Origin of the sequence: Bordetella ansorpii (assembly GCF_900078315.1) — a bacterium.
Lineage (GTDB): Bacteria > Pseudomonadota > Gammaproteobacteria > Burkholderiales > Burkholderiaceae_B > Bordetella > Bordetella ansorpii.
Window position 1 is genome coordinate 281,879 of sequence record NZ_FKBS01000014.1, and the last position, 11,606, is coordinate 293,484.

Sequence of the window (11,606 nt, forward strand, 5' to 3'; positions counted from 1 at the left end):
GAGCGTAGCCATGATTTCAACGCTGTTTCGTTTCATGTTGAAGAATGCCCTGCCAATCTTGGCGGCGGCGTTGCTGTTGGCTGCGTGCTCGCCGGAGCACGACTGGCGCGAACTGGACGTGGCGGACGGCCGGGTGCGGGCGGCCTTTCCGGCCCGGGTGCAGACCGAAACCCGGGAACTGGCCTTGGGCGGCAAGACGCTGAAGTTCTCGCTGACCGCCGCCGAGGTGAACCAGGCGGTGTATGCCGTGGGGTATGCGCCGCTGCCTGCCAGCGTGGCCGGCGATGCCGCCGCCAGCCAGGCCCTGGCTGGCGCACTGGTGCAATCGCTGTATGCCAACCTGGGCGCCGACGCGCCCGACATCTTGCCGGCCCAGGGGCAGGACATCGAGGTGCATGGCCAGGCCGCCAACGCCGGCGCGCGCAGCTGGATGCTGGCGCGAGTGTGGGTGGCCAATGGCATGCTGATCGAGGCCGTGGCCGCCGGCGCCGAAAACAAGCTGGCCCCGGAACGCGCGCGGGAGTTCATGAATGGGGTGCGGGTGCATCGGTGAGCGAACCCAGCAGACCCCGTTGCAGCGCTGCCACCACTGCGGCGCGGCGGGTGCGCACGCCGAGCTTGCGGCAGGCGTTCTTCAGGTGGAAGTTGACGGTGTGTTCGCTGACCCCCAGTATCAGCGAGGTTTCCCAGCTGGTCTTGCCGACGGCAGCCCAATGCAGGCAGGTCCGCTCGCGCTGGGAAAGCGGTTTCGGCGGCGCGGCGGGCAGTCTGCCGGCCAATTCGGTCGGGGCGGAAAGTCGGTACATGCCCTCATCATCGCCGCATCCCCGTGGCATGCCCAGCAACCATTTCTCACGGCATTGATGCCGTAATTTTCGTTCGAATAATCACTCAATCATGGTCTCGGTCGCGGAGTTCTACTGGTCTGTCGTGGTGCTGATGGCGCCCCTGTTGTTTTGCGTGGGCATCGGTCTTTATTGGGGCAAGCGCAATCATCCTTTCGGCGGCGCCTTCGCCACCACGCTGGTCACCTCGGTGACCACGCCCGCGCTGGTGTTCCATACCTTCACCACCACCCAACTGGACAACGGCGCGCTGGCCGACATCGTGGGCGCCTCGCTGCTGGCCATGTTCGTCTGCGCGCTGCTGTGCGCGGCGGGCCTGAAGCTGGCCGGCCTGCCGGTGCGCAAGCTGCTGCCGACGGCCGCGATGCCGAACGCCGGCAATCTGGGCCTGCCCATCTCGCACCTGGCGTTCGGCGACGCCGGGTTGTCGGTGGCCGTGGCGTTCTTCGCCATCAATTCCTTCGTGATGCATACCGTGGGCGTGCGCATGGTCGCCGATGCCGGCACCAACAAGGCCTGGCGCAGCCCGGTGCTGCTGGCGGCGGTGGTGGCGGTGACGCTGCGCGTGACCGGCATTCCGGTGCCCGAATGGACCATCGAGACCGGCCGCATGCTGGGCGCCGTCACGGTGCCGCTGATGCTGATCAGCCTGGGCCATGCGCTGGCGATCATTCCGTCCAAGGGGATGCGGGGCGGCACGGTGGTGGCCGGACTGCGGCTGGTGCTGGGGCTGGCCGTGGGCTATGGCGTGGTGACGCTGCTGCACCTGCCCGACGGCCTGGGCGGCGCCCTGGCGCTGCAGATGGCCATGCCGTGCGCCGTGGTCAGCTACATGTACGCGCAGCGCTACACCGACCTGGGCGACATCGCGGCCGGCGCCGTGCTGGTGTCCACCGTGGTGTTCCTGGTGCTGGCGCCGCTGCTGCTGATGGCCATGACCTGATCCTGGAAATGCCCCCGCGTCGCGCCTGCGATTTGCCAGGCAGAAGCCGGTCGGGCGCGGGGCGCGGCCTATCTGGGAGTTCCTTGCCGCGACGGCCGCGATGGCGGCGGCCGTCGGTCCGGACTACCGCCGTCTCGCCTCAGGCCTGTCCTGCCAGTTCGCGGATCTGCCGCAGCAGCGCATCGGGCACTTCGATGCCCTGTGCCTGTGCCTGGCGCGCCAGGTCGCCGCGCCGCGCCCCGGGCAGGCGCACGTTCTCGTCCTCCAGCATGGCCGCGATCAGCGTCTCGACGCGATCCAGGAAGACGTCCTGCCCCGCCAGCGCGCCTGGATCGATCACCAGGAAGGCCTGGCCGATGCGTGGCCGGTTGCCCTCATCGGTGAAGAACGAATCCGCTTCGAAGCCGAACTGCGCGCCGGTCAGCGCGCACACCAGCAGCTCGACCACCAGGGCCAGCATGGCGCCCTTGACGCCGCCCGCGGGCAGCATGCTGCCCGCCAGGCCGGCCTTGGGATCCGTGGTGGGGTGGCCCTGATCGTCCAACGCCCAGCCTTCCGGAATGGCCTTGCCGTCGCGCGCGGCCACCATCAGCTTGCCGCGCGCCACGGCCGACAGCGACAGGTCGATCAGCAAGGCAGGGCCATCGCGCCGGGGGAAGGCGGCGGCGATCGGGTTGGTGCCGAACAACGCGCGCTTGCCGCCCCAGGCCGGCATGGCCGAGGGCGAGTTGCTGAAGGCCAGGCCCACCATGCCGGCGTCGGCCACGGCTTCGAGATGCAGCCCGGCCGCGCCGAAATGATGGCTGTTGGTGACGCCGGCGAAAGCCACCCCCAGCTTGCGCGCACGCTCGATGGTTTCGTGGACGGCCAGGGCGCAGGCCGGGAACGCCAGCCCGTCGGCGGCGTCGACCAGCAGGGCCGCGCCGCGCTCGTGCGCGACGACGGGTTGCGCCGCGCCGTCGGCGCGGCCATTGCGCAGATGCGCGGCATAGGAAGGCACGCGCGAAACGCCGTGCGAGGCCAGGCCCTGCGCGTCGGCGCGCACCAAGGCGCGCGCCGTGCTGGCGGCCATGCCGGCTTGCGCCCCGCTGGCGGCCAGCGCCTGCGTGGCCAGTTGCTGCAATTCATCGATGGCGATACGTGCCATGGAACACTCCGTCTGCTGTCAGTCTGTGGCGGTCGGGCGGCAGAGCGGTCTCATGGACTCCGGCACTGATTGCCATGTTCATGGTGCCTCGCACACGCCGCGCGCCGTGGAATCAAAGGGTCAGGCCGAGCGCATCCGCCACGCGTTGCGCCACCAGCGTGGACACGCGCACGTTGGCTTCCTGCGTCAGGCCGGCGATGTGCGGGGTGAGCACGGCGTTGGGCGCATCGGCCAGCGGGCTGCCGGCGGGCAGGGGCTCCTGGTCGAACACGTCGATGGCCGCGCCCCGCAACGCGCCGCTGCGCAGCGCGGCGGCCAGGGCAGCCTCGTCCACCACGCCGCCGCGCGCGGTGTTGATGAGAATGGCGCCGGGCTTCATGGTGCCCAGGCGCGCCGCGTCGAACAGGCCTGCCGTCTGCGGCGTCAGCGGCAGGTGCAACGTGACGGCGTCGCTGTGGGCCAGCAGCGCGTCCAGCGGCATGGGACGCACACCGGTTTCCTGCCAGACCGGCGCGTCGTCGGCCAGCATGGGATCGTGCGCCACGACCGTCATGTCCAGTCCCCGCGCCAGGCGTGCCGTCAGCCGGCCGATGCCGCCGAAACCGACGATGCCCAGTGTGCGATGTTCGGCCTCCAGGCCATTGGACAGCGCGTTGCGCGGCCACTTGCCGCCGGCCACGTCGGCGCTTTGCACATACGCGCCGCGCAGCAGCAGCAACAGTGTGCCGACGACGTATTCGGCGACGGCGCGGGCGTTGGCGCCGGTGGCGGGCAGCACCTGGACGTCGCGCGCGGCGCAGCCAGGCAGGTCGATGTTGTCCAGCCCCACGCCCAGCCGGCCCACCGCGCGCAATCGCGGCGCGGCCGCCAGCACCGCCGCGTCGACCTGCGTGCGGTTGCGTACGATCAGCGCGTCCGCGTCGGCACAGGCGGCGAGCAGATCGTCGCGCCGGTCGACCAGGTCGGGTTCGTAGCGGACGGTGCAGCGGGCGGACAGCGCGCGGACGGCGGCTTCATCCATGAATTCCGAGATGACGATGAGCATGTGAAAGATTCCTGGGATAGGCGGGGCGGTGCATTCAAGCGGTCTGAATGCCGGCTTCCTTGATGATTTTGCCCCAACGCTGCACTTCCGCGCTGAGGTACGTGCCGAATTCGGCGGGACCGCGCGGCTGCGGGATGAAGCCGAGCTTGATCATGCCCTGCTGCATGGCGGGCTTGCGCATCTCGGCCGCGATGGCTTCGCCGGCCTGCTGGACGACCTCGGGTGGCAGGCCCCTGGGCGCCATCACGCCGGTGAAGTTCTCGACGATCAGCTCGGGCATGCCGGCCTCGCTCACCGTGGGTACGTCGGGCAGGTCGGGGCTGCGCTGCCGGGTGGTCACCGCCAACGCCCGCAGCGAGCCGGCCTGCACGTGGGCCAGCGATTCGGGATAGTTGGAGAAGATCACGTCGACGTGGCCGCCCATCAGGTCCGTCAGCGACGGGGCGCCGCCCTTGTAGGGCACGTGCATGAGCTTGGCGCCGGTCAGCTTCTGGTACAGCGCCAGCGTCAGGTGCGGCGGCGTGCCGTTGCCGCTGGAGGCCGCCGTGAGCTTGCCGGACTCTGCCGCTTTGCGCAGGTCGGCCATGGTCTTGATCGGGCTCTTGGCGCTGACCACCACCATCATGCTCGACGAGGCCAGGCCGGCCAGGGGCGTCAGGTCCTTCAGCAGGTCATAGCCGGCCTTGCCCGCGAACAGCGTGGCATTGGCGGCGTGCGACAGCGTGATGGCCAGCCAGGTGTAGCCATCGGCCTGCGCGCGCGACACGAAGGCCGCGCCGATGTTGGCGTTGCCGCCGGGCTTGTTCTCGATGATGACATTCCAGCCGCGGGCGTCGTTCAGCGCCTTGGCCACCGTGCGCGCGGCCACGTCGGTCAGGCCGCCGGGCGGAAACGGCACGACGTAGTTGATGGGTTGCGCGGGCCACTTGCCCTGCGCCAGCGCGTTGCCCGTGGGCAGGATGCCCATCAGGCCTGCCGTGGCGCCTGCGCACAGCACCTGGCGCCGCCTGTTGTCGACGGGCGTATCGTTGTTGCGTTGCATGCCTTCCTCCTCCGTGTGTGGGAATGCCCGGACGGTGGCCGGCCTGCTCCGCTGTGCTGCCGCGGGGCGATACCGCGCCCGGGTCTGCTGCCGTGGGCCGCGCGGGGGCGGACGAACGGATCCTGCGGCGCGCGCGGCCGCCGTCCGAAGTCTGCCGCTTCGGTCCGGCGCCGCGCGCGGTGATGCCAGGAGCGCCGGTCAGGCGCTTTCGAACAGGCGTGTCAGCACGAACTCGCGGTGGCCCAGCGCCTCGGCCGAGGTCCAGCGGCCATTGGCCGTGGCCAGCATGCATTCCAGCAGCTTGTCGCCGGCCTGGTCCAGGTCGATCTCGCGCTGCAAGAGTCCCGAGGTGTCCACGTCGATGTGTTCGGACATGGTGCGCACAGTGCGCGGATTGGCGCAGATCTTGATGACCGGCAGGATCGGGTTGCCGATGACGTTGCCCTGCCCGGTGGGAAAGAAGTGCACCGCGTAGCCCGAGGCCGCGCACAACGTGACCATCTCGGCCGCGGCCGACGACGAGTCCATGAACCACAGGCCCTTGTGCGTCGGGATCTCGGCCTTGTCGATGACCCCGTCGACACGGCATTTCTTGCCGATCTTCTGGATGTTGCCCATGGCCTTTTCCTCGATGGTGGTCAGGCCGCCGGCTATGTTCCCCTTGGTGGGCTGGGACTCGGACAGGTCACTGGTCTTCCAGCGGTCGATCATGTGCTGGTAGCGGTCGAACATGAACATGAAGCGCTCGCGCACCGCATCGTTGGCACAGCGCGCGGCCACGATGTGCTCGCCGCCGGTCAGTTCCGAGGTCTCGCCGAAAACCAGCGTGGTGTCCAGGTCGTACAGCTTGTCGAAGGCGTTGCCCACGGTGGGGTTGGCGCCGCAGCCCGACGTGGTGTCGGACTCGCCGCACTTGGTCGATACCCACAGGTCGGAGATGGGGCACTCCACGCGGCGCAGCGCGGTGGCGTAGTGCACGAATTCCTTGGCCTGGCGCGAGGCGCGCATGATGGTGTCGTGGTCGCCGTGCAGCTCGATGCTGAAGCCGGCCACGGGCTTGCCGGTGGCGGCGATGCCGTCGACCACGCGCTTGGTCCAGCCTTCCTCGATGCCGATCACGATGACCGCGGCCACGTTGGGATTGCAGCCCGTGCCGATCAGCGTGCGGAAGTGCAGCTCCAGGTCTTCGCCGAACTGCAGGCGGCCATAAGGATGGGGTAGGGCCAGGGTGCCCTTGATGTTGTTCGCGACGGCCTCGGCCGCGGCGTTGGAGATGTCGTCCACGGGCAGCACGATGACGTGGTTGCGCACGCCGGCGCGGCCGTTGTCGCGGCGGTAGCCGTGGAAGGTGGTGGAGCGGGAGACGATAGCCATGGCGGGAATCCTGTAGTGGGTGGACGAGCGCGCTTCACCAGCGCTTGGTCTTGATGTTGTGCACGTGGGCGTGCTGGCCCGCCTGGATGGGCGCCACCACCTTGCCGATGTCTTCCCCGTACTTGTAGATCGTGTCGCCCACGGCCATGTCGGCCAGCGCCACCTTGTGGCCGATCGGGATGTCCTGGCGGGCGCGGACCTGGATGACGCGGTCCTCGTCCATGATCCAGGCGTTGAGTTCCGTCCCCGCGGTCAGGCCTTCGACCACGACGACGGCCACGGTGTCCTTGGCGTCGTGCAATACGGCGTGAATCATTGTTTCCTCCTGAGGTGTCGCGCGGCCGTCCCGCGGCCGGGCTGGAGCATGCATGTTATGGGCGTGCTTTTTCAAAGTCAACTAGATCATATATATGAATTAGATGACTTGAGGCGTTGTAGGTGCAACCGGTAGAATCATGAGAATCGCAGTCATTCCGTTCACGATGAACCAGATTCTTCTTCCCGAGGCGCCTCCCGGCAGTCCCCTCTACGAGCAGGTCAAGCAGGCCGTGCTGGCCGCCTTGGCGCAGGGCGAGTGGAAGCAGGGCGACGCCATCCCGCCCGAGAAACAGCTGGCCGAACGCTTCGGCGTGTCCATCGGCACGCTGCGCAAGGCCATCGACGACCTTGCCGCCGAGAACATCCTGGTGCGCCAGCAGGGCCGCGGCACCTACGTGGCCGTGCACAGCCGCAACTCGCATTTCTTCAAGTTCTTCCGCATCGTCCGCCAGGACGGCCACAAGTCGTATCCGGTCACGGCGTTGCAGCGTTTCCGGCGCGTGCGCGCCAGCGCCCTGGCGCGCGAGAAGCTGGGGCTGGCCACCGGCGCCAGCGTGTTCGAGTTCTCGAACGTGCTGTCCCTGAACGGGGAGGTGGTGCAGACCGACACCATCTGCCTGCCCGATGCGCGCTTCTCCGGCCTGACCGAACGCATGCTGCACGAGCGCACCGGCACGCTCTACAGCTTCTACCAGGACATGTTCGGCGTGAACGTCATCGCCACCGACGAGCGCCTGCGCACCTGCCTGGCCGACCCGCAGCACGCCGCCTGGCTGGGCGTGGCCGAGGGCGCGCCGCTGCTGGAAGTGCGGCGCGTGGCCTATTCCTACAGCCGCCAGCCGGTGGAGTGGCGCGTGTCGCGGGTCAACACCGAGCACTACGAGTACCTGGGCCAGGACGTCGCGCTGGTCTGAACAGCCACACGGCCAGGTCGGACCCGCCTTGCTGGCGCCGCCAGACCCGGCGGTCCGCGCCAGTGCTAGAATTCACGCTTCGAACGGCGCCGATTTGCCTGATCCGCTTGCGGGCGCCTCTATAAATCCTGCTAAAGAGGTCCGTATGACCCTTCCTGCTCTCGAATCGAGCGAGGCGGTTGCCGCCTCCGCGTCCCAGGCCGATGATCACGGCTCGGTGGGCGTCGTTTCCCCCACTTTCCTGCGCTTCGACGATCCGCTGCCCCTGGCCAGCGGGCAATCGCTGTCGTCCTATGAACTGGCCATCGAGACGTACGGCACGTTGAACGCCGAGCGCAGCAATGCGGTGCTGGTGTGCCACGCGCTGAACGCCTCGCACCACGTGGCCGGCATCGCCGCCGACAACCCCAAGGACATCGGCTGGTGGGACAACATGGTCGGCCCCGGTAAGCCCGTGGACACCAACCGCTTCTTCGTCATCGGCGTCAACAACCTGGGCTCGTGCTTCGGCTCCACCGGGCCCGCCAGCACCGATCCGGTCTCCGGCCAGCCGTGGGGCGCCGCTTTTCCGGTGCTGACGGTCGAGGACTGGGTGCACGCCCAGGCGCGCGTGGCCGACCACTTCGGCATCGAGCGTTTCGCCGCCGTGATGGGCGGTTCGCTGGGCGGCATGCAGGCCCTGAGCTGGGCCATCACCTGCCCCGAACGCGTGGCCCACTGCGTGGTCATCGCCAGCACGCCGCGCCTGTCCGCGCAGAACATCGGCTTCAATGAAGTGGCGCGCCGCGCCATCATCACCGATCCCGATTTCCACGGCGGCGACTACTACGCGCACGACACCGTGCCGCGCCGCGGCCTGTCGGTGGCGCGCATGATCGGCCACATCACGTACCTGTCCGATGACGACATGGCCGAGAAGTTCGGCCGCACGCAACGCGAGCCCGCCGAGAACGGCGCCTACCGCTACGGCTACGACGTCGAGTTCGAGGTCGAGTCGTACCTGCGCTACCAGGGCGAGAAGTTCTCGCGCTATTTCGACGCCAACACCTATCTGCTGATCACGCGCGCGCTGGATTATTTCGATCCGGCCCGCGACACCGGCGGCGACCTGGCGCGCGCGCTGGCGCCGGCCACGTCCGACTTCCTGCTGGTGTCGTTCTCCACCGACTGGCGCTTTCCGCCCGAACGCTCGCGCGAGATCGTGCGTGCGCTGCTCAAGAACGGCAGTCCCGTCACGTACGCCGAGATCGACGCGCCGCACGGCCACGATGCCTTCCTGCTGGAAGACAGCCGCTATCACGCGGTGGTGCGCGGCTACTACGAACGCATCGCGCGCGAGCTCGGCCTGACGGAGCCGGTTGCCGCCCAAGGATGACGCGCCCCATGAATTCTGTATCCACCCGTTCCGATGCCCCCGCGCTGCGCCCCGACCTGGCGCGCATCGCCAGCTGGATCGATCCCGGCAGCCGCGTGCTCGACCTGGGTTGCGGCGACGGCGAACTGCTGGCCTGGCTGCGCGACCACCGCCAGGTGCGCGGCGCTGGCGTCGAGATCGACGACAGCCACGTCATCACCTGCGTGCAGCAGGGCGTGAACGTCATCCAGCAGAACCTGGAAGACGGCCTGGCGCTGTTCGACGACAAGCAGTTCGAAACCGTGGTGCTGTCGCAGACGCTGCAGTCGATGCACCGAACCGAGCACATCCTGCGCGAGATGGCGCGCGTGGCGCGCCACGGCGTGGTGTCGTTTCCCAACTTCGGCTACTGGCCGCATGGCTGGGCGCTGCTGCGCGGCCGCATGCCGGTGACCGGACAGATGCCGTACCAGTGGTACGACACGCCCAACATCCACCTGTGCACGCTGCGCGATTTCGAGGACCTGGCCGCGCGCCTGAAGCTGCGCATCCTGGAACGCGCCACCTTCAACAATGACCGCGAAGTGCGCGTGCTGCCGGGATGGCGCAGCACGCTGGCGGTCTATCGGTTCGCGGCGCCGTAGGTTTCTGCCCAGCGCCCATGCAAAAGCCCGCGCCTGGCGTGCTGGCCTGAAAAGGTGGCCAGTCCGCCGGGCGCGGGCTTCTTGTCGTCCAGGCTGCTCGTTTACAGCTGGATATCCGACACCTTGGGCACCGGCGCGGGGTTTTGGGGCGCGGCGGCGCCGGCCTGCACGCCCGACAGGCTGGGCGACGGGATCGCCAGTTGCAGCGCCTGCGCGGTGTCGCGCCACACGGTGGCCAGCAGTTCGGGATCCTCGTTCAGCTTCTTGCCGTAGCTGGGAATGATCTGGTGCAGCTTGTCCTGCCACGCGGCCGACTTCACCTGCTCCGGGAAGGCGCGCTGCAGCAGCGACAGCATGATCGCCGGCGAGGTCGAGCCGCCGGGCGAGGCGCCCAGCAGGGCCGCGATGGAACGATCCTCGGCCATGACGATCTCGGTGCCCAGCTTCAACTGGCCGCCCTTTTCCGGGTCGTTCTTGATGATCTGCACGCGCTGGCCAGCCTGCCACAGGCGCCAGTCCTCGTCCTTGGCATCGGGCATGTAGCGGCGCAGTTCGTTCATCTGCTCTTCCTTGGACAGGGAGAGCTGCTCGGCCAGGTACTTCACCAGCCCGAACTCGTGCACGCCGACCTGCATCGACGGGATGAGGTTGCTCATCGTCAGCGACGCGGGCAGGTCGAAGTACGAACCTTCCTTCAGGAACTTGCTCGACCAGGTGGCGAACGGGCCGAACAGCAGCACGCGCTTGCCGTCCAGCACCCGCGTATCCAGGTGGGGCACCGACATCGGGGGCGAGCCCGTTTCGGCCATGCCGTACACCTTGGCCAGGTGGCGCTGCGCGATCTCGGGATTTTCGGTGACCAGGAACGCGCCGCCCACGGGGAAGCCGCCGTACTGCTTGCCCTCGGGAATACCGGACTTCTGCAGCAGCGGCAGCGCCGCGCCGCCCGCGCCGATGAACACGAAGCGCGCGTCGACCGTCTGGATCTTCGAGCTGTCCTTCATGTCGAACGCCGAGACGCGCCAGGTGCCGTCCGGGTTGCGCGTGATCGAGCGCACTTCATAGCCGGTCGACAGCTTCAATTTCGACGTGCCGGTCAGGTGGCTGTAGAACTGGCGGGTGATCTCGCCCAGGTTGACGTCGGTGCCCAGCGGCGAGCGCGTGGCGGCCAGCATCTGGCCGCTCTGGCGGCCTTCCATCATGATCGGCACCCACTCGGCGATCCTGGCCGGATCGGTGGTCAGCTCCATGCCGGTGAACAGCGGGCTGGCCTGCAGCGCGGCGACGCGCTTCTTCATGAAGTCGACGTTCTCCTGGCCCCAGACCAGGTTCATGTGCGGCGTCGAGTTGATGAACTCGCGCGGCTTGCCCAGCACGCCGCGGCGCACCTGATGCGACCAGAATTGGCGCGAGATCTGGAACTGCTCGTTGATCTCGATGGCCTTGGCGATCTGGACATTGCCGTTGACGTCCATCGGCGTGTAGTTCAGCTCGCACAGGGCCGAGTGGCCGGTGCCGGCATTGTTCCAGCCGTTCGAGCTTTCCTGCGCCACGCCGTCCAGGCGTTCGAAGATTTCGAGCGACCAGCCGGGTTCGAGTTCGGTCAGGTAGGTGCCCAGCGTCGCGCTCATGATGCCGCCGCCGATCAGCAGCACGTCTACGTTGCGGTCGGCCTTTTCGGCGCGGTACTGGTCGTCGGAGAGGGCGTGATAGCCGATCGCCACGGCGCCAGCGCCCAGCGCGGCGGTGCCCAGGAAATGACGGCGGGTGAAGGAATGCTTGCTGGTGTCGCGGGTCTTCGCGTCAGCGTTGGGTTTCGAGGCCAATTTTATTGGTGCTCCGGGGAGATCACCCTGATGAGGGCGGGGTCTTGAATCCAGCCGGACCACCGGCTGACTGACTTATCTCCCCCAGCGCAACTGCCTTTGCCCATCGTGCGGACTACGTTCAAGGGCGTGCGAGCTGCGGATGCCGGCTTGC

Annotated in this window: 12 protein-coding genes and 1 riboswitch; of the genes, 5 read left to right on the top strand and 7 right to left on the bottom strand. The window is 68.1% G+C overall.

Going from position 1 to position 11,606, the window contains the following annotated elements:
• The first annotated feature begins 10 nt into the window (after positions 1-10).
• A complete protein-coding gene (locus A7W11_RS08950; RefSeq protein ID WP_066410698.1) occupies positions 11-553 on the top strand; it encodes a hypothetical protein in 543 nt (180 codons plus the stop codon).
• Here A7W11_RS08950 and A7W11_RS08955 read toward each other — a convergent pair.
• A complete protein-coding gene (locus A7W11_RS08955; RefSeq protein ID WP_066410700.1) occupies positions 525-806 on the bottom strand; it encodes a helix-turn-helix domain-containing protein in 282 nt (93 codons plus the stop codon). The genes A7W11_RS08950 and A7W11_RS08955 overlap by 29 nt on opposite strands.
• A 91-nt stretch (positions 807-897) precedes the next feature.
• Here A7W11_RS08955 and A7W11_RS08960 point away from each other — a divergent pair, with 91 nt between their 5' ends.
• Positions 898-1,788 carry an AEC family transporter gene (locus A7W11_RS08960; protein ID WP_066410701.1) on the top strand — a complete coding sequence of 297 codons (891 nt, stop codon included), beginning with the start codon at positions 898-900 and terminating at the stop codon, positions 1,786-1,788.
• 139 nt (positions 1,789-1,927) lie between these two features.
• Here A7W11_RS08960 and A7W11_RS08965 read toward each other — a convergent pair whose 3' ends face one another.
• The 5 genes from A7W11_RS08965 to A7W11_RS08985 all read right to left on the bottom strand — a co-directional run bounded on the left by A7W11_RS08965 (position 1,928) and on the right by A7W11_RS08985 (position 6,712).
• Positions 1,928-2,935, bottom strand: a complete 1,008-nt coding sequence (locus A7W11_RS08965; RefSeq protein WP_066410702.1) for an Ldh family oxidoreductase — start codon at positions 2,933-2,935, stop codon at positions 1,928-1,930.
• A 112-nt stretch (positions 2,936-3,047) separates the two neighbouring features.
• Entirely contained in the window at positions 3,048-3,980 is a 933-nt protein-coding gene (locus A7W11_RS08970) for a hydroxyacid dehydrogenase (RefSeq protein WP_066410703.1), read from the bottom strand.
• 34 nt (positions 3,981-4,014) lie between these two features.
• Positions 4,015-5,022, bottom strand: a complete 1,008-nt coding sequence (locus tag A7W11_RS08975) for a Bug family tripartite tricarboxylate transporter substrate binding protein (protein ID WP_066410705.1) — start codon at positions 5,020-5,022, stop codon at positions 4,015-4,017.
• Between the two features lie 198 nt (positions 5,023-5,220).
• Positions 5,221-6,396 (bottom strand): UxaA family hydrolase, encoded by a 1,176-nt coding sequence (locus tag A7W11_RS08980; RefSeq protein ID WP_066410706.1) that lies wholly within the window; start codon positions 6,394-6,396, stop codon positions 5,221-5,223.
• Between the two features lie 34 nt (positions 6,397-6,430).
• A complete protein-coding gene (locus A7W11_RS08985; protein ID WP_066410709.1) occupies positions 6,431-6,712 on the bottom strand; it encodes a UxaA family hydrolase in 282 nt (93 codons plus the stop codon).
• A 166-nt stretch (positions 6,713-6,878) separates the two neighbouring features.
• Between A7W11_RS08985 and A7W11_RS08990 the strand changes: the two genes are divergently transcribed.
• From A7W11_RS08990 to metW, 3 genes are all read left to right on the top strand, one after another.
• Positions 6,879-7,628, top strand: a complete 750-nt coding sequence (locus tag A7W11_RS08990; protein ID WP_066410711.1) for a GntR family transcriptional regulator — start codon at positions 6,879-6,881, stop codon at positions 7,626-7,628.
• Positions 7,629-7,704: 76 nt separating this feature from the next.
• Positions 7,705-7,784: riboswitch (SAM riboswitch) on the top strand.
• Positions 7,774-9,003, top strand: a complete 1,230-nt coding sequence (gene metX, locus A7W11_RS08995) for a homoserine O-succinyltransferase MetX (protein ID WP_066410713.1) — start codon at positions 7,774-7,776, stop codon at positions 9,001-9,003. It overlaps the preceding riboswitch by 11 nt.
• An 8-nt stretch (positions 9,004-9,011) precedes the next feature.
• Positions 9,012-9,626: a methionine biosynthesis protein MetW gene (gene metW / locus A7W11_RS09000; protein ID WP_066413712.1), complete on the top strand. Its 615-nt coding sequence runs from the start codon at positions 9,012-9,014 to the stop codon at positions 9,624-9,626.
• Between the two features lie 101 nt (positions 9,627-9,727).
• Here metW and mqo read toward each other — a convergent pair whose 3' ends face one another.
• Entirely contained in the window at positions 9,728-11,350 is a 1,623-nt protein-coding gene (gene mqo / locus A7W11_RS09005; protein ID WP_066413719.1) for a malate dehydrogenase (quinone), read from the bottom strand.
• Positions 11,351-11,606: the final 256 nt, after the last annotated feature.